This is a genomic window from Romboutsia sp. MSSM.1001216sp_RTP31141st1_G3_RTP31141_220114, assembly GCF_039031195.1.
GTDB classification, from domain to species: domain Bacteria; phylum Bacillota; class Clostridia; order Peptostreptococcales; family Peptostreptococcaceae; genus Romboutsia_C; species Romboutsia_C hominis.
In genome coordinates this window covers 12,812-37,864 of record NZ_JBCIUO010000007.1, presented here as the reverse complement: position 1 = coordinate 37,864, position 25,053 = coordinate 12,812, and the positions used below count along the sequence as shown (strand labels likewise).

Below are 25,053 nucleotides of genomic sequence, written 5' to 3'. Positions count from 1 at the left end.
AATCAATATAAGAAGGTGAAGTTATTGAAAAAAGGAGTAAAAAAATTAATTGTAAGTATTGTCATCTGTGCATTTTTAACTCCTACTTTTAGTTATTCTGATGACAACAATAGAGTAGATAAGTTTTCAAAATCATCAATACTTATAGACCAGTTAACTGGAAGAGTATTGTATGAAAAAGAAGCAGATGCTAAAAGACCACTAGCAAGTTTAAGTAAGATGATGACCTTTTTACTAGCTATAGAAGCTATAGAAGAAGGAAAGGTTAAAAAAGATGATATTATAACTGTAGACAAATCTATAGCTAAAGTAAGAGGATCTAGTTATCATTTAAAAGAAGGTGAAAAAATACCTTTAATTGAACTTATGAAAGGTCTAATGATAGTATCAGGAAATGATGCAGCAGTGGCAATAGCAAAACATATAAAAGGAAGTGAAGAGGAATTTGTAAAGTCTATGAATGAAAAGTGTATAGAATTAGGTATGACAAATACTCACTTTGTAAATCCACATGGACTTCCTATATATGATCTTAATGATAAAACAAAGCCACCAAAAGAAAATATATCAAGCGCAAGAGACATTGCAAAGCTTGGAAAGTTTATGTTTGATAATTATGAAAAACAAGTTGTAAGTATAACTAATATGAGAACATATAGTTATCCAGAAAGAGATTTTTGCAAAAATAACACAAACTCAGCATTAATGAGTACATCACCAAATGTAGATGGAATTAAAACAGGATATACAGGAAATGCTGGATATTGTTTATCTTTTTCTATGATGGTAAAAGAAGATAACAATAATGAAAAAGAGCATAGGCTAATAGGAGTAACACTAGGTGCAAATCATAAGCAAAAAAGATTATCAGCAGCTATTAGTATGCTAAACTATGGAAAAGAAAATTTTAGCACCCAAAAGGTAATGGACAAAAATAAATTAATAGGTAAAAAGTATATAAAAGGTATAGATGAACTAGAAATTAAATTAGTAACAAACAAAGAATTATATACAATATTATCTAAAGAAGAAAAGCTAAAATCTCAAATAACTTTTAAAGAAATAAAATACCCAGTTAAAAAGGGAGATGTATTAGGGGTTATAAAATATTTTACAGATAGTGGTGAAGTATTAGGTAGTGTAAATATAGTAAGTGATAATGATATAGATAAAGTAAGCTTTAAAAATAGAATAAAGATGATATTTGCTGACTAATAAAATGTATAGAATATATAAAAATAAAGAATAATTTATAATAGAAGAAATAGAAATTTTCAAACAAAAACAAATGAAAAAAATAAACATAAAATCAATCATAAAATATATTGTATTTTAAAATTTGATATGATATACTACTAAAGGTAAAAAAATAAAATCACACACGGCAATGGGATCCTAAAAAGGTGCCTAATAGGTTTTTTTGGGAGTTGATCATGCCGGAGGTTAAAAACCAGGAGGAAAAAAATGTCAGTAATATCAATGAAACAATTACTTGAAGCTGGTGTTCACTTCGGACATCAAACAAGAAGATGGAACCCTAAAATGTCTAAATTTATATTCACAGAAAGAAACGGAATATATATAATAGACTTACAAAAAACTGTAAAGAAAGCTGAAGAAGCTTACAAAGCTATGAAAGAAATAGCTGAAAGCGGAAAGCCAGTTTTATTCGTAGGAACTAAGAAGCAAGCTCAAGATGCTATAAAAGAAGAAGCTGAAAGATGTGGAATGTTCTACGTTAACGAAAGATGGTTAGGTGGAATGTTAACAAACCACAAAACTATACAAACAAGAATAAACAAATTAAGAGAATTAGAAAAAATGGAAAACGAAGGTGTATTCGACGTTTTACCTAAAAAAGAAGTTATAAAATTAAGAGCTGAAAAAGAAAAGCTTGAAAAATACTTAAACGGTATGAAAGATATGCCTGAATTACCAGGAGCTATGTTCGTAGTAGACCCAAGAAAAGAAAACATAGCTATACAAGAAGCTCACAGATTAGGAATCCCAGTATTCGGTATAGTAGATACTAACTGTGATCCAGATGAATTAGATTACGCTATACCTGGTAACGATGATGCTATAAGAGCAGTTAAATTAATAACTGGAGCTATGGCTAACGCTATAATAGAAGGTAGACAAGGTGCTGAAGAAGAAGTAGAAGAAGAAGCACAAGATCAAGAATAATCTAAATCTAATCTACAAAATTAAAAGGTAAGGGTCACCCTTACCTTTACTAGTATATAGGAGGAACTCAAAATGGCTATAACTGCACAAATGGTTAAAGAATTAAGAGAATCTACAGGCGCAGGAATGATGGACTGTAAAAAAGCTTTACAAGAAGCTGAAGGAAATATGGAAAGAGCTATAGATATACTAAGAGAAAAAGGTTTATCTAAAGCTGCTAAGAAAGCTGATAGAATAGCTGCTGAAGGTTTAGTTGCTATAGAAATAAATGAAGATAACACTGTTGCTTCAATAGTAGAAGTAAACTCAGAAACTGACTTCGTTGCTAAAAACGAAGATTTCAAAACTTTCGTTAAAGATGTTGCTTTAATGGCTTTAGCTACAGAAAACACAGAAGTTGCTGAATTATTAGCTGAAAATCATGCTGAAGGTGTACTTTCTGAAGTATTAAACAACAGAATAGCTACAATAGGAGAAAAATTAGACGTAAGAAGATTCGCTAAGATATCTACTAACGGACAAGTTGCTGGATACATCCACGGTGGAGGAAAAATAGGTGTTTTAGTTGAAATGATAACTCCATGCAGAGATGCAGAAGTTATAGCAATGGGAAGAGATATAGCAATGCAAGCTGCTGCTATGAACCCAAAATACGTTTCAAGAGATGACGTAGATCCAGAATACATAGCACATGAAACAGAAATATTAACTCAACAAGCTTTAAACGAAGGAAAGCCAGCTAACATAGTTGAGAAGATGATAAAAGGAAGACTTGAAAAGCAATTAAAAGAAGTTTGCTTATTAGAGCAACCTTTCGTTAAAAACGGAGATTTAACTATAAAGCAATTAGTTGCTGAAACTGCTAAGAAGTTAGGAACTGAAATAGCTTTAGGAAACGTAGTTAGATTCGAAGTTGGAGAAGGTATAGAGAAGAAAGAAGAAAACTTTGCAGAAGAAGTTGCTAAGCAACTTAAGTAATGACCAAAGGAGAACACTTAAGTGTTCTCCTTTTTTTAAGGAAAAGACATTATATTAAGCTAAAAGCTTTATATAATGTTAAAAAAATACAAAAACAATAGCAAAATAAGATAAATGTAAATTTAGGGAGGATTTTCTAATGATCGAGCCAAAATACAAAAGAGTACTACTAAAACTTAGTGGAGAAGCATTATCTGGTGATAGAGGATTTGGAATAAATAACGATATAGTAAATGATATAGCACTTGCTATAAAGAAAATAAGAGAAATAGGTGTAGAGGTATCTGTAGTTGTAGGTGGAGGAAACTTCTGGAGAGGAAGAACTTCTGAAGGAATGGATAGAACTACTGCAGATTACATAGGAATGTTAGCTACAGTTATGAACTCTATGGCACTTCAAGATGCACTAGAAAATATGGATGTACAAACTAGAGTACAAACTGCTATAGAAATGAGACAAATAGCAGAACCATATATAAGAAGAAAAGCTGTTAGACACTTAGAAAAAGAAAGAGTAGTAATATTTGGTGCAGGAACTGGAAATCCATATTTCTCAACTGACACAGCAGCAGCACTTAGAGCAGCAGAAATGGAAGCTGAAGTAATATTACTTGCTAAAAATGTTGATGCAGTATATGATAAAGATCCAAAGGTTCATGCTGATGCAGTTAAATTTGATGAATTAACTTACTTAGATGTACTTCAAAAAGAATTAAAAGTAATGGACTCAACTGCTACATCTTTATGTATGGATAATCAAATACCTATAAAAGTATTTGAATTATCAACAGAAAACATAATGAAGGCAGTTATGGGAGAAAATATAGGTACAACAGTAAAATAGAAACTAAAATTATGGCTAAAGTATTTTATATAATGTAAAATTAGCATATAATGTTTATATAGATAAAAATATTTAGGAGGAAAAATATGAAATTAGATATACATAAGAACTTAGAAGCTAAAATGGCTAAGACAATAGAAGCATTAAAATATGAATACACTACAATAAGAACAGGAAGAGCTAATGCTCAAATGTTAGATAAAATAAGAGTTGACTACTATGGAACACCAACTCCAATAAACCAAATGGCAGCAGTATCTGTTCCAGAAGCTAGAACTTTAATGATAAATGCTTGGGACAAATCTTCTATGGCTGAAATAGAAAAAGCTATAAGAAACTCTGATTTAGGACTTAACCCAACAAATGATGGTGAAGTTATAAGAATATCAGTACCAGCATTAACAGAAGAAAGAAGAAAAGAGTTAGCTAAAAAAGCTCATAAAACAGCTGAAGATTTCAAAGTAAGACTTAGAAATGAAAGAAGAGATGCTAACGATAATTTAAAGAAAATGGAAAAAGATGGAGAATTAACTGCTGATGAACTTAAAAAAGCACAAGATGAAGTTCAAAAGATAACAGATAAATTCATAAAAGAAGTAGATGTTGTTGCAGCTGCTAAAGAAAAGGATATAATGGAGGTATAATATTGGAAAAATATTATAACCTATTAGGCCTTCACTTAAATGATGTTTTAGACACATTTAAAGACAAAAACATAAAATATACCATAGAAGAGATAAAGGGTAAAAAAGATCAAGAAGCTTTAATCGTTCCTAAGGTCATAAAAATATCTGAGACTTCTGAAGGTGTAAAAATATTAGTAACATACTTTTCTGACTCCTTAAAATAGGAGTCAGATTCGTATTTAGGAGGTACAATATGCATTATGATATAGATTTAGACAGAGTACCTAATCATATAGCTATAATAATGGATGGAAATGGAAGATGGGCAAAGGCTAGATTTCTACCAAGAACAGCAGGACATAAAGCTGGTGTAGAAACTATTAGAAAAGTGCTAAAAGAATGTAATAGACTAGGGGTAAAAACTTTAACATTATATGCATTTTCAACTGAAAATTGGAAAAGACCAAAGCTTGAAGTTGATACTTTAATGACCCTACTTTCAACATATCTAAAAAATGAAGTAAGGGAACTTCACAAAAATAATGTTAAAATAACAACAATAGGTGATACATCTAAACTTCCAAAGGCATGCATAGATGAATTAGAAAGAGCATATGAATTAACTAAGTACAATACTGGAGTTAATCTAAACTTAGCACTTAATTATGGTGCAAGAAATGATATAAAAGATGCTTTAGTAAATATACTAAAAGATGAAAAATGTGGTAAACTAAGTATAGATGAAATAACAGAAGATACAATATCTAGTTATTTAAGTACAAAGTCTATAAGTGATCCAGATCTTATAATAAGAACTAGTGGAGAAGAGAGATTAAGTAACTTCTTATTATGGGAAGCAGCATATTCTGAATTTTACTTTACAGATGTTCACTGGCCAGACTTTAACGAAAAACAACTACAAAAAGCCATATATGAGTACCAAAAAAGAGACAGAAGATTTGGTGGCCTAAAGTAAGGAGATTAATTTATGCGTACAAGAATTATTGCAGGTTTAGCATTAGTACCATTATTTATATTCATTATAATTGGGGGAATACCACTATATTTAGCAGAACTTTTAGTAGTATCTATTGCACTTAATGAATTTTATAAAGCTTTTAAATCAAAGGAAATACATCCAATTTATTATATAGGATATATATTTTCTATATACTTGACATTTAAAAATATATTTAATTTAAGATTAGAGTATACATATGCAGTAGCATTTATATTATTTTTAATATCAATAATTAGTTTATTAAGATGTAAAAATAACATTATAGATATAGCTATAACTTTTATGGGTATTATATACATAGCAATATTTTTAGATTTTATAGTATTAACATTTAAAGATTTTGAATTTGGACATTTATATGTATGGTTAATATTTATAATATCATTTGCAACAGATACATTTGCATACTTCAGTGGATATTTATTTGGTAAGCACAAGCTTATACCAAAAGTAAGTCCTAAAAAAACCATAGAAGGAAGCATAGGTGGAATACTTGGAAGCACAATTTGTTGTATAGTATTTGGATATATATTTAATATAAATATATTACCATTAGTTATAATTGGGAGTGTAGGAAGTATAGTAGCACAATTTGGAGATTTATTTGCATCTTCAATAAAAAGATACGTAGGAATAAAAGACTATGGTAAACTAATACCAGGTCATGGTGGAGTATTAGATAGATTTGATAGTGTTATACTAGTAGCACCATTTATATACTATGCAATATCATTCTTTATAATATAATGAATTTTAGCAAAGCGAATTTTTTATAATATAAGTCTTAGTTAAATACTAAGGCTTATTTTTTATAGTTGAAAATATATTCAAATTAGATAAAAATTATATAAATAGTGTTATAATATAATAATGAATAAAGTAAATTATAGAAAGGGAAGCAAAATGAAGAAAATATCAATACTAGGGTCAACTGGATCAATAGGTAAACAAACACTAGACGTAGTAAGACAACATAAAGATAAATTTGAAGTAGTAGCAATAAGTGCAAATAGTAGTGTAGACTTATTACTAGAACAAATAAAAGAATTTAAACCAAAATACGTAGCAGTATACAACGAAAGTTCTTACATAAAATTAAAATCAATGATACCATCAGACATAAATATAGAAGTATTATGTGGTATGGAAGGACTAAAAACTATATCATCACTTCCTGAAATAGATGTATTATTAACTGCGATAGTAGGAATGGTAGGACTAGTTCCTACACTAGAAGCAATAAAAGCTGGAAAAGATATAGCACTAGCTAACAAAGAAACATTAGTATGTGCAGGAGATTTAGTAATGAGTGAAGCTAAAAAAATGGGAGTAAGTATACTTCCAGTAGATAGCGAGCACAGTGCAATATTCCAATGCTTAAATGGAGAAAATAACAAAGAAATAGAAAAAATAATACTAACAGCATCAGGTGGACCATTTAGAGGAAAAACTAAAGAAGAACTTGTAAATGTAACTAAAAATCAAGCACTAAAACATCCTAACTGGTCAATGGGTAGAAAGATAAGTATAGACTCATCAACACTAATGAACAAAGGACTTGAAGTAATAGAAGCAAAATGGCTATTTGGTGTAGAACATGACAAAATAGATGTAGTAGTACATCCACAAAGTATAATACATTCAATGGTACAATTTATAGATAGTTCAGTAATAGCACAACTAGGATGCCCTGATATGAGACTACCTATACAATATGCACTATCATATCCAAATAGAATAGAATGTGACTTTGAAAGATTAGATTTAGCAAAAATAGCTACATTAACATTTGAAAATCCAGACATGGATACATTCCCATGCTTAAAACTAGCATATGAAACATTAAAAATGGGTGGAACATATTCAGCTGTATTAAATAGTGCTAATGAAATATTAGTTAGTGAATTTTTAGAAGACAAAATAGGGTTTTACGATATACCAAAATACATAGAAAAGACCTTAGAAGCACACACTAGCATAGAAAAGCCAACTCTAGAACAAATATTAGATATAGATAAATGGGCTAGAGAATATGTAAGTGGCTTAATAAAATAAGCTTTACAGATTAAGTTAATTAAATATAAAAAAGAGGTGGTAAATTGACTATAATAGCAGCAATACTATTATTTGGTGTAATAGTATTTATACACGAATTAGGACATTTCCTGTTTGCTAAAAAAGCAGGGGTAACAATACATGAATTTTCAATAGGTATGGGACCTAAAATATATAGTAAAACTAAAAACAATACAATGTATTCAATAAGATTACTTCCATTAGGTGGATATGTAAGTATGGAAGGGGAAGATGGAGAAACAAATGACCCTAATGCCTTTGGTAGAAAATCATTACTACAAAGGGCAAGTATATTATTTGCAGGGCCATTTTTTAACATAATATTTACAGTAATATTATTAATACCAGTATTTATGTTTATAGGGACACCAACTAATTCAAATGTATTAGGAGAAATATCTCAAAATAGTCCAGCACAAAAGGCAGGACTTATGGTTAATGATAAAATATTAGACATAAATGGTAAAAAGATAAATTCATGGGAAGACATATTAAATACACTTCAAACTACAGATGGTAAAAAGATAAATATAACAGTAGATAGAGATGGTAAGACTAAAGAGTTTAATGTACAATCCCAAAAAAATGAACAAGGAAGATATGTAATAGGAATAGCAGCACAAAGAGATAAAAGCATACTAAATGCAATACCAAGTGCATTTAAAGGAACATATGAAATGCTAAGACAAATGGTACTATTTTTAGGACAATTAGTAACAAATTCAGTACCTGGAGGAGCTGCAAATGCTGTAGCAGGACCAGTTGGAGTAATAGGAATAGTTTCAGATGCAGCAAAAATGGGTATACCAAATCTTATGTACATAGGAGCAATGATAAGTCTAAACTTAGGAGTGCTTAATCTACTTCCAATACCAGCACTAGATGGAGGAAGATTAGTAATGCTAGGAATAGAGGGTCTAAGAGGCGGGAAAAAATTAGACCCAAACAAAGAAGCTATGATACATACAGCAGGATTTATGTTACTAATGGGACTTATGCTATTTGTAACATACAAAGACATACTTAGATTATTCTAAAATAAATAGTATAATAAATAGGAGGTGGGTGGATAGATATAAATCTATAATCCACCTCTTTAATACTATATATGGCTAAATAATACATAAAATACTAAAGAGGTGAAGACATGTATAAAAGAAGACAATGTAGAGAAGTAAGCGTTGGAAATGTAAAAATAGGTGGGAATAACCCAATAAGTATACAATCAATGACAAACAGTGATACAAGAGATGCAAATGCTACAATAGCACAAATAAAAAGACTAGAAGAAGTAGGATGCGATATAGTAAGGGTAGCAGTACCTGATATGATTGCAGCAAAAAACATAGGTGAAATAAAGAGAAATGTAAACATACCAGTAATAGCAGATATACACTTTGACCATAGATTAGCTATAGAAGCAATAGACCAAGGAGTAGATGGAGTTAGAATAAACCCAGGTAATATTGGTAGCATAGAAAAAGTAAAAGAAGTAGTAAATAAATGTAAAGAGAAAAACTTAAAAATAAGAATCGGCGTAAATGGTGGTTCACTTGAAAAAGAACTACTTCAAAAATACGGTAGTGCAACAGCAGAAGCACTAGTTGAAAGTGCAATGGGCCATGTTAAAATACTAGAAGACTTAGATTTTAGAAATATAGTAATATCATTAAAATCATCAGATATATACAAAACACTAGAAGCATATGAATTAATATCTAAAAAAGTAGACTATCCACTTCATATAGGTATAACAGAATCAGGAAGTGTTAAAAAAGGAACTATAAAATCATCAATAGGAGTAGGAGCATTACTTCTTAAAGGTATAGGAGATACTGTTAGAATATCACTAACAGGAGATCCATGTGAAGAAGTAGTAGTTGGAAAAGAAATACTAAGAAGCTTAGACTTATTAAATGACAAGATAAAAGTAGTATCTTGCCCAACATGTGGAAGATGTAATATAGACTTAATAAGCGTGGTAAATGAAGTAGAAGAAAAAATAAGCAAAATGGATAAAGATATAACAGTAGCTATAATGGGATGTGCAGTAAATGGTCCAGGAGAAGCAAGAGAAGCTGATATTGGAATAGCTGGTGGAAAAGGTGAAGGACTATTATTTAAAAAAGGTGAAATAGTTAGAAAAATAAAAGGCGATGATTTAGTAAAAGAGCTAATGGATGAAATAGACAAATACTAATAAAAAAGAGTACTTGAAAAAGTACTCTTTTTTATTAGTATTATTAGTTTTATTTTTAATCTTTTAAGTATACTTTTTATATGCTATCATATAACTATTATTTTATAGATTGGAGGAGGTTATGAGGAAGAAAATATTTTTAATCTTAGCTATATTATGGATGTGTGTAATCTTTTACATGTCTAATCAACCATCTCACATATCATCAGCTCAGTCTAGTGGTGTTATAAACGTCCTTAGTAATGTACCTGTAATAGGCGCTGCTATAGATATTATGATGGTCAATGGTATTGCTCAGTTTGTTATTAGAAAAAGTGCCCATATGTTTTCATATGCAATTCTTGCTATACTTTGGTTTATGAGTATATATGAAAGTAATAAATATATTAAAAAGACATTTATTACATCTTTATTTTTTACTTTTATATATGCCTGTACTGATGAAGTTCATCAATTATTTATACCAGGTAGAAGTGGCGAGATTAGAGATGTTTTAGTAGATTCTACAGGGGCTATTATTGGACTTTGTGTTTTAGTAATAATTATAAAATTTGTTAATAAAAAAAGCTATAAATTATTATAGTCTTTTATTTTATACGTATAAGCTCATTAGGAAACTTATTTTCCAAAAGAAATTGATACCATATACTATCATATAACTCTACAGCCATTTTAATTTCCTACTATCTATTTTTTTAGCAATTTCTTTTACTTATATCTATATAGTAATTAAAACTTTAGATTATTATGGGATACATAAGTGCATAAATTATGATTTTTATAAAAATAATTTTTAAGTTAAAGATTAGTTAAATTGGAATATTTGTATAAATATAATAAAATTATTTTCAAATCATTAAACTAGTGATATACTAGGAATATTGACGATGAAAAATGATTTAATATCATTTTCAATATAAGCTTCATGGAGGATTTTATGAGTAATAATTTAGCAAAATCGGCATTTTGGCTTATGGTAGTTACTATGCTATCAAAGATACTAGGATTTACAAGAGATATAGTCCTAATGTATTTTTATGGAACTAGTGCTTATAGTGATGTATATATAACAGCTATGAATATACCTGTTGTGGTGTTTGCTGCTGTTGGGGTAGCACTTTCTACTACATTTATACCACTATATCAAGAAGCACTTGAAAATGGCGGAGAAAAAAGAGCGCAAAATTTTGCAAACAATATATTATGTATAGTTAGTATAATAAGTATAATTTTAAGTATATTTGGTTATATATTTGCTGAGCCTATAGTAAAATTATTTGCTATTAGTTTTACAGGTGAAAAATTAGCACTAACTGTAGATTTTGTAAGAATAATAATAGTTGGTGTTTTATTTATAGGTCTTAGTAATATAATGACAGCTTACTTACAAATACAAGGAAACTTCACTATACCAGGTATGGTGCAACTTCCAAATAATATTATAATAATTATATCTATGATAATAGGTGCAGTTACTGATAACTTTGATATATTAGCAATAGGGGCACTTATTGGTATGGCTTCACAGTTTTTATTCCAAGTACCTTTTGCTATAAAGCATGGATATAAGTTTAAGCCTATTGTTAATTTTAAAGATAAATATCTTAAAAAGATGATATGGTTAATACTTCCTGTTTTAATAGGGGTTGCAGTCAACCAAGTAAATGCTATGGCAGATAGAAGTTTAGCTTCAAGTTTAGGTGATGGTGTTATAGCAGCTTTAAATAGTGCTAACAAGCTTAATTTCTTTGTTTTAGGATTATTTATAACTACTATAGGTTCTGTTATATATCCTACACTTGCAAAGCTATCCACTACTAATGATCAGAAAAAGTTTGCAGAAGCAGTATCAACTAGCGTAAACTGTGTAAGTTTAATAATATTACCTATAACTGTTGGGGCAATAGTACTTGCTACTCCTATAGTTAGAATATTATTTCAAAGAGGAGCTTTTGATGAAACATCAACTCAAATGACAGCTATTGCTCTTATGTGTTATTCTGTTGGTATGATTGCTTATGGACTTAGAGATATATTAGGTAAGGTATACTATTCATTAAAGGATACTAAAACTCCTATGATAAATGGTATAATAGCAGTTATTGCTAATATATTCTTTGATGTTACTTTAATGCAAGTATTTGGACTTGGTGGACTAGCACTTGCTACTAGTTTATCTTCTATAATATGTATATTATTATTATTTAGAGGATTAAAGAAAAAGATAAGTTACTATGGACAAGATAGAATATTAAGAACTTTTGTAAAGTCTTTAATAGCTTCTGCTGTAATGGGTGTTGCCACATACTTTGTGTACAAGTTATCTAGTGGTATATTAGGTAGTGGATTTGTACAAGAAGTTATAGCTACAGGTGTATCAGTATTAGTAGGTGCTATTGTTTATGGTATACTTGTTAGTAAATTTAGAGTTAGAGAAGTTAAGATGCTTAAGAAAATGGTTATGAAAAAATTAAATAGAGCATAAAATACATTAAATAAAAAGAGAGCATAAGCTCTCTTTTTTTATTTTTATAATATTTTTTATAAAAAATATATATATTTACAAATTTTGTGATAAATTTATGATAAAATTATTTCAGCGATTATGTAACATATTACTAAATTATATACAAAAAATACAAACACATGGAGGAGTATTTATGAGTTACAAGGAAAAATACAATGAGTGGATAAACAATCCATATTTTGATGAAAAAACTAGACAAGAATTACTAAGCATAAATGATGAAAAAGAAATAGAAGATAGATTTTATACGGATTTAGAGTTTGGTACTGCTGGGCTTAGAGGAGTTATAGCTGCTGGTAGTAACAGAATTAATATATATACAGTAAGAAGAGCTACTTTTGGACTTGCTAATTACATATTAAAAAATGCAAACAGCGAAAAAGATAGAGGAGTTGTTATAGCACATGATAATAGACATATGTCTAGAGAATTTTGTATAGAAACTGCAAACACACTAGCAGCTTGTGGTATAAAGGCTTATATATTTGATTCTTTAAGAACTACACCAGAATTATCTTTTGCAGTTAGAAATTTAAATGCTATAGCAGGAGTTGTTATAACTGCTAGTCACAATCCACCAGAATATAATGGATACAAAGTATACTGGGAAGATGGAGCACAAGTTATGCCCCATATTGCAAGTGCTATAACTGATGAAATAAACTCTATAGTAGATTATAGTACTATACCAACACTTACTGATGAAAATAAAGATTTAGTTATTAAGCTTGATGAAAAAGAAGATACTGATTTTATAGAAGCTGTAAAAACTCAAGTTATAAGAAAAGATTTAATAGATAAGTTTGGAAAAGACTTTAAAATAGTATACACTCCACTTTGTGGAACAGGAAATGTTCCTATAAGAAGAGCTTTAAAAGAAATTGGATTTGAAAATGTAATAGTAGTTAGTGAAGAAGAAAATCCAGACCCTAATTTTTCTGGTATAGAGTATCCTAATCCAGAAGATAAAAAAGCATTAGTTAGAGGAATCAACTTAGCTAAAGAAGTAGGAGCTGACTTAGTAATAGCTACTGACCCTGATTGTGATAGAGTTGGTGTTGCAGTTAAGACTGTAAATGGTGATTATCAAATGCTTACAGGAAATCAAATTGGTGGAATGCTTACAAACTACATAATAGAAGGAAGAAAAGAAGCTAATAGACTAGAAGAAAATCCAGTACTTATAAAGACTATAGTTACATCTGAATTTGGTGCAGACATTGCTAAAGATAACAATATAGACGTTTTAAATGTACTTACAGGATTTAAGTTTATAGGAGAGAAGATAAAATCATTTGAAGAGACTAAGTCTAATTCATACTTATTTGGATATGAAGAAAGCTATGGATATTTAGTAGGAACTCATGCTAGAGATAAGGATGCTGTTGTTACATCACTTTTAATAGCAGAAATGGCAGTTTATTATGCTTCTAAAAATATGAGTCTATATGAAGGATTAATTAAGCTTTATGAAAAGTATGGATACTTTAAAGAAGAAACTAAATCTTTAACTTTAAAAGGTATAGAAGGTATAGCAAAGATTAAGGATATAATGACATACTTTAGAGAAAATGATATAAATGAAATAAATAACTCTAAGGTTGTTGATTTTAAAGATTACTTAAAAGGAATAGATAATCTTCCAAGTGCTAATGTAATTAAGTACTTCTTAGAAGATGGATCTTGGCTTGCTATTAGACCATCTGGTACGGAGCCTAAGTTAAAGTTTTATATAGCTACTAAGGGCAACACTGAAAGTGATGCTATTAAAAATGTAGACGGTATAAAAGCTTTTGTAGATAGTGTTTTAGAAAAATTAGTGTAATATATAATTTAGTAAAAATAATAAATTTTAATGAAAGATAATGGTCTTAGAACATGCTCTAAGGCCATTATTTTTTTATTGTACATAAAAATATTTTGTAATATAATTATTTAATGATAAAATATTGAATATTTGGGAATAAATGGAATATATTATTAAAATTTGAAATGAAAGGAGGTAAAATATGTGTCTAATCAGCTTATAGTAATGAGGACTGAAAAAAAATATGAGATTTCACATTTTACAGTTTTAAAATTAAAGAATATGCTACAAGCTTCTTTGAAAGAGGATAAATTCAATAATATTGATGGATATTTAGTTAGATCTTTATATTTTGATACAGTATATGATAATGATTACTGGGATAAAGAAAATGGACTTGAAAATAGAAGAAAGATAAGATTAAGGACTTATAATCCTGCATCTGAAAAACTTAAATTAGAGTTGAAAGAAAAAAAGGGAGAAAATCAAATCAAGCGTTCTTTAATTATAGACAAATGTAGTTCAAAAAGACTCATAAATGGAGATTACAGTGTTTTAAGAGAGATAGATACTGAATTTTCCAATGAATTATTTTATATCATGCAAACTAATTTATATAGGCCTAAGTGTATTGTTGAATATAATAGATTAGCGTATATGGTTCCTGAAAATAACATACGTATAACAATAGATACGAATATAAAGTCAACAGAATCAAGCTACGATATATTTTCTACTTCATTAGGTCTATATAATGTTACAGAGCAAAATGTATTAGAAGTAAAATACAACAATTTTTTATTAAGTTATGTAAAAGACATTATAGATATAGCTGATAAGTCAGAAATATCAGCGAGTAAATACTGTATTTCTAGAAGTATTAGTTATATTTAGGGGAGGATTTATGAAAGAAACATTATTAAAGTATTTACAAGAAAACAATGGAGTAGTACCAATAGAACAAGTTGGTATGAATTTTTTAGTGGCAATTATATTAAGTATAGTTATTTATCTATCGTATAGATATTCACACTCAAGAGCAGTATATAGTGCTAGATTTAATGTATCTTTGGTTATGCTTACAATTATAACTACTATGGTTATGGGGGTTATAGGCAATAACATAGCTTTATCACTTGGTATGGTAGGGGCATTGTCTATAGTACGTTTTAGAACTGCTATAAAAGACCCAAGAGATACTGTTTATATATTTTGGTGTATTGTTGTAGGGATATGTTGCGGAGTATCTGAATATGTAATACCATCTATGGGAAGCGGAATTATATTCTTATTCCTTCTTATATTTGGTTATGTTAAGTCAAATGATAGATTTTTACTTATAATTCACGCAAAAAATGATGCTGAGGAAGATATAGAAAAAAAAGTATTAATTGCTTATGATGGAAAGGCTAATATGAGAGTAAAAAATACTACATCTAGTAGGATAGAGTATATATATGAGTTATCACAAAAACTCATAGAAATATCTAATAAAAAAGGAATTAATATTACTAAAGGGCTTTATGAAATAGATGGTGTAGACGCTGTAAATTTAGTATGCCAAAATGAGGATATTAATCGATGAAGCTAGATAAATTATCTAAAAGAAGTATAGCACTTATATTTGGAGTGGTATTAATATTAGGATCTTTATTATATGGAAAGTTTCTTGAAAATAATATATCAAATAGATATCACCATCATAAAATGGATAATGTAGATGAAAAACCTAATTATGATATGGTCAATAAAGACAATACTATAAAAGATAATTTTAGTACTAATTTACCATTAGTTATAATTGATACTAATGGAGAAAAACCAAAGCCAGATAGTAGGTGGGATGATGAGAAGGGTTACTATGTTCCAATAAACCATGATGCATATGTAAAAGGAAAAATATCTATAATTGATAACAAAAAAAAGGCAAATTACATAAATGATAAACCTTCGATAAAATCAGATATGCGTATTAGGCTAAGAGGAAATACATCTTTAAGATTTGATAAAAAACAGTATCTTATGAAATTTATAAATTCAGATGGAAGTAACAATAAAGAAGATGTATTAGGTATGGGAAAAGATCACGAATGGATTTTAAACATTTCATTTATAGATAAGTCTTTACTTAGAAACTATATTGGATTAAATATTGCTGGTGAGATAATGCCATATACTCCTGATGTAAGGTATTGTGAAGTAGTTATGAAAGATGGAGAAAAATATACATATGAAGGTGTATACCTTTTAATGGAAAATGTAAAACAAGGTGAAGATAGAGTCAATATATCAGAATATGATAAAAATAAGGCAACTTCTTCATATCTTTTAAGAAGAGATAGATTTGATGAAACAGGTGTTATACTAGATAACTATGGAATGAATAATAAATTAACTACAGGATATTTGGAAGTGAAGTATCCATCTAAAAAAGATATAACTGACAATACTATAGATTACATAACAAAAGATATCAATAATATTGAAAAGTCTCTATTTTCATATAAACCAGATGAGTTTTATAAATATAGGGATTATATAGATGAAGAATCATTTATAGACTATTTTATTATTAATGAATTTTTTGCAAATTATGATGCAGGATACCATTCAACATATATGTATAAAGATGTTAATGAGAAGTTAAAAATTGGACCTGTTTGGGATTTTGATATGATGCTAGATAATAGTAAAAGATATGAACTAAAAATAAATTCAACAGCAATGCATGATACGCCTTGGTTTAGGCAACTACTTAGAAGTAGTGATTTTACAACAAAACTAATAAAAAGATATCATGAACTTCGAAAAAAAGTTCTATCAGAAGAGAATTTATTAAAATACATAGATGAAACTATAGCATTTATAGGGCCAGCACAAATGAGAGACTGGAATAGATGGGGATACTTTTATAAAGGAAAATACCTATTTGATTCAGTAGATAAAGAAGGAAATATAATAGATAGAAATACAAAAACATATGTAGAAGAAATAGAAAAGATGAAAAATATTTTAATCGAACATGGAAGATGGTTAGATGAAAATATAGACTCGCTTTATCAATTTAGTGAAAAAGGCTTAGAAGAAAATACAAAAATTACAACACAAAAGGTAAGTGATTTTATATTTGGAGAAAAAGGTAAAATAGCAACATCCACAATTTTATCCGTAATATTTATAGGTGTGTTTATAATATCTATTATATTAGTTGAAAGATACTAATAAATAGGGGGGAGTTATGAAAAAAAGTACCAAACTAAAAAGAAAAATATTATTAGTAGGAGCAGGTGTGTCATCCTTAATATATATAGGATGGCGTATGTTTTTTACAATTCCCGTAGACTATGGTTTAATATCTTTTATAGCGGGATTATTATTAGTTACATCTGAAGCTGTTGGAATTATTGAAGCTTTCTCACACTACAGAAACTTAAGCTCAGATAAATGCCCAGAAAAACCAGATATACCAAACTATTGGTATCCGCACGTAGATGTATTTATAGCCACTCACAGTGAGTCAACAGAACTTTTATATAAGACGATAAATGGATGTATACATATGGACTATCCAGATAAAAGTAAAGTTCATGTATACATATGTGATGATAGTGATAGATTAGAAATGAAGCTTTTAGCGAAAAAAATGGGAATAGGATATATAGGAATAAAGCCAGAAGATAATAAGCATGCCAAAGCTGGAAATATAAATAATGCATTATCAAAGACAGATTCTCCGCTTATAGTAACTTTTGATGCTGATATGATTCCAAGAAGTGATTTTTTAATGGAAACTATTCCTTACTTTTACTTACCACTAATGAAAAAAGACGAAAATAAAAATTGGGTAAAGCGTGAAAAAGATGAAATAGATGAAGACTATAAGATAGGGTTTATACAAACACCACAAAGTTTTTATAATCCAGATTTATTTCAATATAATTTATTCGCAGAACAAAATATACCAAATGAACAAGACTATTTCTTTAAGGAAGTAAATGTAGGTAGAAACCGTACAAATTCGCCAATATATGCAGGATCAAATACTGTTATCTCAAGACAAGCCCTTGAAGAGGCTGGAGGGATAACTGTAGGAACTATAACCGAAGATTTTGCAACGGGTATGAAAATACAAGCTAATGGGTATAGATGTTATGCAATACCTAAAGTATTAGCAAATGGCCTTGCTCCGACAGATTTCAAAAGTCTTTTAAAACAACGTCAAAGATGGGGACGTGGGTGTGTACAAACTTTAAGGAGTTTTAAATTTTTATTTAGTAACTTACCTATAAGATCTAAATTAAGCTATATAACATGTCTTTTATATTGGGGAACATTTTTTAGACGTTTTGTATATATAATGTCACCAATACTTTATACAGTATTTGGTCTTGTAGTAGTAGAATGTTCCTTTAAAGAACTCTTATTTATATGGATGCCTTCTTATATACTTTATAATTATGCACTTAGGGTATTATCAGGGAAGATTAGAAATCAAAAATGGAGTAATATTGTAGATACTATAATATTTCCGTATATGATTATACCTATATTTCTAGAGACTATAGGTATAAAGCTTAAGAAGTTTGCTGTAACACCTAAAAATAGAGTTTCATCTAAAAATACTGAGATACATTATGCAATACCACATATTATTTTAATAATAGCGACACTTATAGGACTAATTTTCAGCATTGAAGATATCATAAAATATAAAGCTATAGGTGGACTTGTATTAGTATATTGGTCTATAATGAATCTATATTTTTTAATAATGGCTGTGTTTTTTATGTGTAGTCGTGTAAATTATAGAAATGAAGAAAGATACTACACTAAACTTAATGTAGAAATACATACTAAAAATGATATTTTAAAAGGTGTTACTTCAGATATATCAGAAGGAGGTATGGCAATAATATTAGATACACCAGAGTATATACCATATGATGAGGATATAGATATACGTATATATTATTTAGGATATAAGGCATCTGTTAAAGGTAGTATTGCTCATGTAGCTAATGTTAAAGATAAATGGAAGTATAGTGTTAAGATAAACCATACAGATGAAAAAAATAAAAGAGAGTATTATCAGATAGTTTATGACAGAGATCATACACTACCTACAAAAATGAAATCAAACACAATAAAAGAATTATTTAATAATACTGTAAAAAGAGTTAAAAGTACAACATTTTCAAATAGGAAGCTTCCTAGAATACCACTTGGAGTTTTGGTTAGAACAAGTGAAGGGCAAAGTGTTGAAATTATTAATTTTAACTATGAGTATATATTGATTAGAAATAACAATTATAACCAAGATATTATGGACATAAACCTTAGTGAAGACTTAACACTTAAGTGTAAAATTAAGAGTATAAATGAAGAGAATGGAAATAGATTATACCATATAGAAAATTGGAAAGATATATCTAATAATATAGAGCTAAAAGCTATATTACTAGGATGGATAAATAAAACAGAAAAAACTACAACATATAAAGAAGAGGCTGCCAATGTATAGATACAATAAAAGAGGAGTTGAATAACAATAAAGAACAATAAGAGAATATATTTATTAATATTATTGTTAGTTTTATGTATATTAAGTATATTATTAAATCTAAAATTTATAGTAAATAAGGATAAGGACAAATATAGTATAGGTGTAAGCGAAAATGGAAAGCTTTCTGTAAAAGATGGCCAATTGGTAAATGAAGATGGAAAAATTATGAGACTAAAAGGTATGAGTAGTCATGGGCTTATGTGGTATCCAGAATATACTAATTATAGATCTCTAAAAACTATAAGAGATTATGGGGCTAATGTATTTAGAATAGCTATGTATACGGAACAAAACAAAGGATATATATATAACTCTGAAGAGTCTAAAAAAATACTTCTTAATACAATAGAAAATGTATTAGGGGCAGATATGTATGCTATAGTAGATTGGCATACATTAAAAGACAATAATCCAAATGCAAATATAGAAAAAGCAAAGGAATTTTTTGATGAGGTTTCTAGAAGATACAAGGATGAACCTGGAGTGATATATGAAATATTTAATGAACCAAGTGGAGATACAAGTTGGCAAGATATTAAAGACTATGCAAATACAATAATACCTATTATAAGAAAAAATTCACCTAATTCAATTATACTTGTTGGCACGCCAAATTATTGTGTAGACCTTAAAAGTCTTATAAATGATCCTTTAGAATATGATAATATAATGTATACATACCATTTATATACAGGAAGTTGTGAAGGCGGTTATAAGTATTTGATAGAAGAAGCTATAAAAAATAATATCGCTGTATTTGTTTCTGAATGGGGATTAAGTCCAGAAAAAGGAACAAATAATATAGATTTTAATAAAGCTACAGAGTTTTTAGATTACTTGAAAAAAAATAATATAAGTTGGGTAAACTGGTCATTAAGTAATAAAGATGAGCCATATTCAGCTATAGATCCAAATGTTGAAAAGCTAAGTGGATGGAATTTAAATGATTTAACGGAGAGTGGAAAATTTATATTTGATTCATTATCAAAAAAATAAGATACCTATCTTAGATAGGTATCTTATTTTTTTATTAAATAGATATATGCTATATTTGTTTTAATTAAATACTATGAGGTTATTCAAGAATCTAATAGAACTAACAAAGTAATATTTAGAATATTAATACAAATTTGTAGATTATATAAAGATTTTGATATATATTAAAATATATAAGTAAATATTGGGGGAATAAAAAATGATAGATATACATTGTCACATATTACCTGGAGTGGATGATGGAGCTAAGAGTCTTGAAGAAGCTTTAGAAATGGCAAAAATAGCTCAGTCTGAAGGTATAAAAACTATAATAAATACATCACATTATCATCCAGCGTTTGAAGATTATATAGTGGGAGATAAACTTTTAGATATAGCCGCAGATTTTAATAATGAATTAATAAAAAATAATATAGATGTAAATGTGCTAGTTGGAAATGAAATATATTACAATGAAAATATATTAGAATATATAGATAAAAAAGAATTTAAAAGTATAAACAATAGTAAATATGTATTAGTTGAATTTTCTCCTAGCAATTTTCCTAAAAATCTAAGTGATGTTATATTTGAGTTTAAAATAAGGGGATATATACCTATACTTGCACATGTAGAAAGATATAAAGAAATACAAAAAAATTATAGTATTTTAAAAGATGCTATAAATGAAGGGGCACTTATTCAAATCAATAGTTCAAGTGTATTAAAAAAAGGTTCTAAGTCATTTGAAGTTTGTAAATATTTATTAGATCGCAATTTAGTACAGTTTATAGCTAGTGATGCACATGATAAAGAAAGAAGAAAACCATATATCAAAGAAGTTTTCACATATATAAGTAAATACTATGGTGAAGATAGAGCTAAAACATTACTAATAGAAAATCCATTAAAAATAATAAATGATGAAGATATTTCATTTAAAGAAATAGAGCCAAAAAATAGAAAAAAAGTAGGATTTATAAAAAAAATATTTAATAGAAAATAAATAATATAATTATATTACATCTATAATTATGTATTAAATGAAATAATACTTAAGAGTATATTATTCTTTAAATATTCATACATATTATTAAGACTTTAATATCTTAATAAGGAGAATTATCTATGAAGTTTGAAGAATTACTCACTGAGCTTTATCCAATAAATGACAAGAATAATAAGATAAGAAAATTTATAAAAGAAAATTTTACAAAAGAATTGTTAATACTTTACATAACGGAATTAGCAATATATATGATAACATCTACAAAAGTATCTAGTGCTAGTATTATAGAAAAGGTAGTATATGACCAAAATATACTTTGCTTATCTGAAAAATTAAAAGAAGAAAAAGAAGGCTTATATAAAGATGACATAGAATTTCAGCTAGAAGAAGATAAAGAAGTAATAGGAGTTTATTTCTTAAAAGCTAATGAAGAAGTTATAGCTATAGTTAAGGAAGATATAGAATTATATGATGAATTAGAAAAATTTTTATTAAATTAAATGAGTAGCACTCAAGCTACTCATTTTTTATTTTTAAATACAAATATTGATTATTTAAATAATATAAAAAGCTAGATAATAAAATTAATTAACTAGCTTTAAGATTATTTCTATATTCAATAGGTGTTATACCATTTAGTTTTTTAAAAAGTATTGTATAGTAGTTATGGTTATTATATCCAACCAATAAAGCAACATCTAATATTGTAAAATTTTTATTTTTCAAAAACTCTTTGCTTTTTTCTATTCTAAATTTATTTAAAAAATTAGTAAAAGTATATCCAGTTTCTTTTTTAAATATAGAACAAAAATAGCTTTTATTTATGCTTAGATAATTGCAAATATCATCCATATTAGTAGAAGCGTAATTTTTATGTATGTAATCAATACTATCTTTAATGTATGGATTAAATTTATTATCTTTATTAATTTGACCTTTTATAATGCTTTTTAGCATAGTTAATATGTAGTTAATGCAAGAATAAGGTTTAAATGGAATATTTAACTCACTACATATATATTTTGATTTAAATGGTCCAACTATAAAGTATCCATCAAATCTAGTATCCGTTAAAGGTGTTACTATAAAGTGTATATTTTCAAAATATGTAAGGTTTATACTTGAAATAGTACTTTCTTTTAAATTATTATATATGTTTGTTTTTTCTAATACCAAATCAATATCCTTTGAAAATCCCATTTTATAAATAGGGATAAACTTTTCATTGACAAACTGTATAGGAATATCTAGACAGTCATAAAAATCTTTCAATATACTTTCCAAATTACTCATGATCTCCTCCAAAACTTGATTAAAACTAGTTAATATAATCAAATTATTTTAACTTTAAAATTTAGAATTGAAATATTTTAAACTAAAAATATTTATAAAAATAGCAAATATAATTAAAGAACTATAAAAATTTTTATAATATACTTAAAGAGTAAATGATAATCAATATCATCAATATTATCTATTAAAACGAGGAGAAAGTCAATGAGAAAAATAGCGATATATGGTAAAGGAGGCATAGGTAAATCTACGACAACGTCGAATTTATCAGTGGCTCTTTCACAATTAGGATATAAGGTAATGCAAATAGGGTGTGACCCAAAAGCAGATTCAACTAAAAATCTAATGAAAGGAAAGTTTATACCTACAGTATTAGATGTAATGAATGAAAAAGGTGACGATATAGACCTTAAAGATATTGTATTTGAAGGATATAATGGAGTGCTTTGTGTTGAAGCTGGAGGACCAACTCCTGGTGTTGGATGTGCTGGTAGAGGTATAATAGCAGCTTTTGAAAAGTTAGAAGAATTAGAGGCTTTTGAAGTTTATAAGCCAGATATAGTCATATACGACGTACTTGGAGATGTTGTATGTGGAGGATTTTCAATGCCAATAAGAAATGGATACGCTAAGGATGTTTATATAGTAACATCTGGTGAGATGATGTCTATGTATGCAGCGAGTAATATATCTACAGCAGTTAATCAATTTAAAAGTAGAGGATATGCATCATTAAAAGGTATTATATTAAATGCCAAAAATGTAGATGGTGAAGTTGAATTAGTAGAAAATTTATGTAATGAAATAAATAGTAATGTTTTTCACTATATACCTAGAAATCAAATAGTTCAAATATCTGAAAATGATGGGAAAACAGTTATAGAAAAAGATAAAGAGAGCGAGATGGCAAGTATATATATGAATTTGGCTAGAAAAATAGTTAGTGAATAACTAGCCTGTAAAACAGCAATTTAGCTTATAAAAATTATATAAAAATAAACACATTAAATATAAAATTAAAACAAAATGGAGGAAATATTATGAAATTTAGAAAATTAGCATCAGTATTTTTAGTATCAGCATTATTTATAACAGGGTGTACTAATAATAGTAGTCAAAGTGAAAAAGAAAGTGATACAGCCGTTAAAGGTGCTCAAGTTGAGGAATTAGACGTAGTAGCTGCGACAGTTTCAGCTACACAAGTATTAGATAAATTAGATGCAAATGTTATAGGAATACCTACAACTAAAATGGAAATACCAGAAAAGTTTAAAGGATTACCAGAAGTAGGTCAAGCAATGAATCCTGATTTAGAAATAGTAGCATCTCTAGAGCCTGATGTATTTATAATGGATAGTATGTTTAAAGAAAATGTAAAAGATAGTATGAAAGAGTATGATTTAAATACTTTCTACTTTAATACAGGAACATATACAGAATTTGTAAAAAGTATTGAAGAGCTGGGAAAAGAAATAAATAAAGAAGAAGAAGCGACTAAAGTAATAAACGAATTAAAAGAAGTTGAAAAAGAAGCTACAGCTAATAAAAGTGAAAAAGCACCGACAGTAGCAATAATATTTGGTGGAGGAGAAAACTTCATGTTAGCCACAGAAACTTCTTATTTAGGGGATTTAGCAAAAACTGTGGGAGCAGAAAATATAACTAATAAATTAGAGGGAGATATGAGTTCACCTTATGTTCAATTTAGTTTAGAGCAAATAATAAAAGAAAATCCTGATTATATACTTAGATTTGCACATGGAAATATAGAAGAAACTAAAAAAGCTTTTGATGATGCTTTTGATAAAAATCCAGCATACAAAGAGTTAGATGCATATAAAAATGGAAAAGTGATAGATTTAGACCCTGCTATATTTAACGTATCTGCAAACCTACAAGTAAAAGAAGCTATAAAAACTTTAGGGAATGTACTTTACGGTAACTAGG

Annotated in this window: 24 protein-coding genes; 23 read left to right on the top strand and 1 reads right to left on the bottom strand. The window is 28.1% G+C overall.

Features of this window, described 5'->3' with window-relative positions; genetic code table 11:
* Nucleotides 1-15: 15 nt before the first annotated feature.
* The 21 genes from ABCP60_RS10960 (at nucleotide 16) to ABCP60_RS10860 (ending at nucleotide 22,313) form a co-directional block, all read left to right on the top strand.
* Nucleotides 16-1,215, top strand: a complete 1,200-nt coding sequence (locus tag ABCP60_RS10960; protein WP_092925058.1) for a D-alanyl-D-alanine carboxypeptidase family protein — start codon at nucleotides 16-18, stop codon at nucleotides 1,213-1,215.
* A 249-nt stretch (nucleotides 1,216-1,464) separates the two neighbouring features.
* Nucleotides 1,465-2,187 carry a 30S ribosomal protein S2 gene (gene rpsB / locus ABCP60_RS10955; protein WP_092925060.1) on the top strand — a complete coding sequence of 241 codons (723 nt, stop codon included), beginning with the start codon at nucleotides 1,465-1,467 and terminating at the stop codon, nucleotides 2,185-2,187.
* A gap of 72 nt (nucleotides 2,188-2,259) precedes the next feature.
* Complete coding sequence (gene tsf, locus ABCP60_RS10950) at nucleotides 2,260-3,165, top strand: translation elongation factor Ts (RefSeq protein ID WP_092925062.1); 906 nt, start codon at nucleotides 2,260-2,262, stop codon at nucleotides 3,163-3,165.
* A gap of 139 nt (nucleotides 3,166-3,304) precedes the next feature.
* Entirely contained in the window at nucleotides 3,305-4,009 is a 705-nt protein-coding gene (gene pyrH, locus ABCP60_RS10945) for a UMP kinase (protein WP_092925064.1), read from the top strand.
* Nucleotides 4,010-4,095: 86 nt separating this feature from the next.
* Nucleotides 4,096-4,653, top strand: a complete 558-nt coding sequence (gene frr / locus ABCP60_RS10940; RefSeq protein ID WP_092925066.1) for a ribosome recycling factor — start codon at nucleotides 4,096-4,098, stop codon at nucleotides 4,651-4,653.
* Nucleotides 4,654-4,655: 2 nt separating this feature from the next.
* Nucleotides 4,656-4,859: a hypothetical protein gene (locus tag ABCP60_RS10935; protein ID WP_092925068.1), complete on the top strand. Its 204-nt coding sequence runs from the start codon at nucleotides 4,656-4,658 to the stop codon at nucleotides 4,857-4,859.
* A gap of 29 nt (nucleotides 4,860-4,888) precedes the next feature.
* Nucleotides 4,889-5,611, top strand: coding sequence for an isoprenyl transferase (locus ABCP60_RS10930; protein WP_092925070.1), 723 nt, complete (start codon nucleotides 4,889-4,891; stop codon nucleotides 5,609-5,611).
* A gap of 12 nt (nucleotides 5,612-5,623) precedes the next feature.
* Entirely contained in the window at nucleotides 5,624-6,403 is a 780-nt protein-coding gene (locus ABCP60_RS10925) for a phosphatidate cytidylyltransferase (RefSeq protein WP_092925072.1), read from the top strand.
* Between the two features lie 156 nt (nucleotides 6,404-6,559).
* A complete protein-coding gene (locus ABCP60_RS10920) occupies nucleotides 6,560-7,711 on the top strand; it encodes a 1-deoxy-D-xylulose-5-phosphate reductoisomerase (protein ID WP_343101761.1) in 1,152 nt (383 codons plus the stop codon).
* A 44-nt stretch (nucleotides 7,712-7,755) separates the two neighbouring features.
* Nucleotides 7,756-8,769, top strand: a complete 1,014-nt coding sequence (gene rseP, locus ABCP60_RS10915) for an RIP metalloprotease RseP (protein WP_343101760.1) — start codon at nucleotides 7,756-7,758, stop codon at nucleotides 8,767-8,769.
* A gap of 110 nt (nucleotides 8,770-8,879) precedes the next feature.
* Nucleotides 8,880-9,932, top strand: coding sequence for a flavodoxin-dependent (E)-4-hydroxy-3-methylbut-2-enyl-diphosphate synthase (gene ispG, locus ABCP60_RS10910; protein ID WP_195237489.1), 1,053 nt, complete (start codon nucleotides 8,880-8,882; stop codon nucleotides 9,930-9,932).
* A 121-nt stretch (nucleotides 9,933-10,053) separates the two neighbouring features.
* Nucleotides 10,054-10,515: a VanZ family protein gene (locus ABCP60_RS10905; RefSeq protein WP_343101759.1), complete on the top strand. Its 462-nt coding sequence runs from the start codon at nucleotides 10,054-10,056 to the stop codon at nucleotides 10,513-10,515.
* Nucleotides 10,516-10,869: 354 nt separating this feature from the next.
* Nucleotides 10,870-12,417, top strand: coding sequence for a murein biosynthesis integral membrane protein MurJ (murJ, locus tag ABCP60_RS10900; protein WP_343101758.1), 1,548 nt, complete (start codon nucleotides 10,870-10,872; stop codon nucleotides 12,415-12,417).
* A gap of 175 nt (nucleotides 12,418-12,592) precedes the next feature.
* Nucleotides 12,593-14,284, top strand: a complete 1,692-nt coding sequence (locus ABCP60_RS10895) for a phospho-sugar mutase (protein ID WP_343101757.1) — start codon at nucleotides 12,593-12,595, stop codon at nucleotides 14,282-14,284.
* Nucleotides 14,285-14,470: 186 nt separating this feature from the next.
* Nucleotides 14,471-15,160 (top strand): polyphosphate polymerase domain-containing protein, encoded by a 690-nt coding sequence (locus ABCP60_RS10890; protein ID WP_207744137.1) that lies wholly within the window; start codon nucleotides 14,471-14,473, stop codon nucleotides 15,158-15,160.
* 10 nt (nucleotides 15,161-15,170) lie between these two features.
* Nucleotides 15,171-15,851, top strand: coding sequence for a DUF4956 domain-containing protein (locus tag ABCP60_RS10885; protein WP_195939292.1), 681 nt, complete (start codon nucleotides 15,171-15,173; stop codon nucleotides 15,849-15,851).
* The gene (locus ABCP60_RS10880; protein WP_343101756.1) at nucleotides 15,848-17,488 is read left to right on the top strand and encodes a CotH kinase family protein; all 1,641 of its coding nucleotides are present in this window, start codon (nucleotides 15,848-15,850) and stop codon (nucleotides 17,486-17,488) included. Before ABCP60_RS10885 ends, ABCP60_RS10880 begins: the two co-directional genes overlap by 4 nt.
* A 16-nt stretch (nucleotides 17,489-17,504) precedes the next feature.
* Nucleotides 17,505-19,787: a glycosyltransferase family 2 protein gene (locus ABCP60_RS10875; RefSeq protein WP_343101755.1), complete on the top strand. Its 2,283-nt coding sequence runs from the start codon at nucleotides 17,505-17,507 to the stop codon at nucleotides 19,785-19,787.
* 63 nt (nucleotides 19,788-19,850) lie between these two features.
* Complete coding sequence (locus ABCP60_RS10870; protein ID WP_343101754.1) at nucleotides 19,851-20,825, top strand: glycoside hydrolase family 5 protein; 975 nt, start codon at nucleotides 19,851-19,853, stop codon at nucleotides 20,823-20,825.
* A gap of 199 nt (nucleotides 20,826-21,024) precedes the next feature.
* On the top strand, nucleotides 21,025-21,810 hold the full coding sequence (locus ABCP60_RS10865; RefSeq protein ID WP_343101753.1) for a CpsB/CapC family capsule biosynthesis tyrosine phosphatase: 786 nt from the start codon (nucleotides 21,025-21,027) through the stop codon (nucleotides 21,808-21,810).
* A 122-nt stretch (nucleotides 21,811-21,932) separates the two neighbouring features.
* On the top strand, nucleotides 21,933-22,313 hold the full coding sequence (locus tag ABCP60_RS10860) for a hypothetical protein (protein WP_092925098.1): 381 nt from the start codon (nucleotides 21,933-21,935) through the stop codon (nucleotides 22,311-22,313).
* Between the two features lie 88 nt (nucleotides 22,314-22,401).
* Here the strand turns inward: ABCP60_RS10860 and ABCP60_RS10855 are convergent, their stop codons facing one another.
* Nucleotides 22,402-23,106, bottom strand: coding sequence for a helix-turn-helix domain-containing protein (locus ABCP60_RS10855; protein ID WP_343101752.1), 705 nt, complete (start codon nucleotides 23,104-23,106; stop codon nucleotides 22,402-22,404).
* A gap of 204 nt (nucleotides 23,107-23,310) precedes the next feature.
* Here ABCP60_RS10855 and ABCP60_RS10850 point away from each other — a divergent pair, with 204 nt between their 5' ends.
* Complete coding sequence (locus ABCP60_RS10850; protein WP_343101751.1) at nucleotides 23,311-24,057, top strand: nitrogenase iron protein NifH; 747 nt, start codon at nucleotides 23,311-23,313, stop codon at nucleotides 24,055-24,057.
* Between the two features lie 89 nt (nucleotides 24,058-24,146).
* Nucleotides 24,147-25,052, top strand: a complete 906-nt coding sequence (locus ABCP60_RS10845) for an ABC transporter substrate-binding protein (RefSeq protein WP_092925108.1) — start codon at nucleotides 24,147-24,149, stop codon at nucleotides 25,050-25,052.
* The last annotated feature ends 1 nt before the right edge of the window (nucleotide 25,053 follow it).

Bases quoted from the DNA above. Each gene is read 5' to 3' on its own strand.
- ABCP60_RS10905 (WP_343101759.1), top strand. From the start codon at position 10,054: ATGAGGAAGAAAATATTTTTAATCTTAGCTATATTATGGATGTGTGTA.
- ABCP60_RS10925 (WP_092925072.1), top strand. From the start codon at position 5,624: ATGCGTACAAGAATTATTGCAGGTTTAGCATTAGTACCATTATTTATA.
- ispG (WP_195237489.1), top strand. From the start codon at position 8,880: ATGTATAAAAGAAGACAATGTAGAGAAGTAAGCGTTGGAAATGTAAAA.
- ABCP60_RS10920 (WP_343101761.1), top strand. From the start codon at position 6,560: ATGAAGAAAATATCAATACTAGGGTCAACTGGATCAATAGGTAAACAA.
- frr (WP_092925066.1), top strand. From the start codon at position 4,096: ATGAAATTAGATATACATAAGAACTTAGAAGCTAAAATGGCTAAGACA.
- ABCP60_RS10930 (WP_092925070.1), top strand. From the start codon at position 4,889: ATGCATTATGATATAGATTTAGACAGAGTACCTAATCATATAGCTATA.
- pyrH (WP_092925064.1), top strand. From the start codon at position 3,305: ATGATCGAGCCAAAATACAAAAGAGTACTACTAAAACTTAGTGGAGAA.
- ABCP60_RS10880 (WP_343101756.1), top strand. From the start codon at position 15,848: ATGAAGCTAGATAAATTATCTAAAAGAAGTATAGCACTTATATTTGGA.
- rpsB (WP_092925060.1), top strand. From the start codon at position 1,465: ATGTCAGTAATATCAATGAAACAATTACTTGAAGCTGGTGTTCACTTC.
- ABCP60_RS10850 (WP_343101751.1), top strand. From the start codon at position 23,311: ATGAGAAAAATAGCGATATATGGTAAAGGAGGCATAGGTAAATCTACG.
- ABCP60_RS10885 (WP_195939292.1), top strand. From the start codon at position 15,171: ATGAAAGAAACATTATTAAAGTATTTACAAGAAAACAATGGAGTAGTA.
- ABCP60_RS10875 (WP_343101755.1), top strand. From the start codon at position 17,505: ATGAAAAAAAGTACCAAACTAAAAAGAAAAATATTATTAGTAGGAGCA.
- tsf (WP_092925062.1), top strand. From the start codon at position 2,260: ATGGCTATAACTGCACAAATGGTTAAAGAATTAAGAGAATCTACAGGC.
- ABCP60_RS10845 (WP_092925108.1), top strand. From the start codon at position 24,147: ATGAAATTTAGAAAATTAGCATCAGTATTTTTAGTATCAGCATTATTT.
- murJ (WP_343101758.1), top strand. From the start codon at position 10,870: ATGAGTAATAATTTAGCAAAATCGGCATTTTGGCTTATGGTAGTTACT.
- ABCP60_RS10860 (WP_092925098.1), top strand. From the start codon at position 21,933: ATGAAGTTTGAAGAATTACTCACTGAGCTTTATCCAATAAATGACAAG.
- ABCP60_RS10855 (WP_343101752.1), bottom strand. From the start codon at position 23,106: ATGAGTAATTTGGAAAGTATATTGAAAGATTTTTATGACTGTCTAGAT.
- ABCP60_RS10865 (WP_343101753.1), top strand. From the start codon at position 21,025: ATGATAGATATACATTGTCACATATTACCTGGAGTGGATGATGGAGCT.
- ABCP60_RS10895 (WP_343101757.1), top strand. From the start codon at position 12,593: ATGAGTTACAAGGAAAAATACAATGAGTGGATAAACAATCCATATTTT.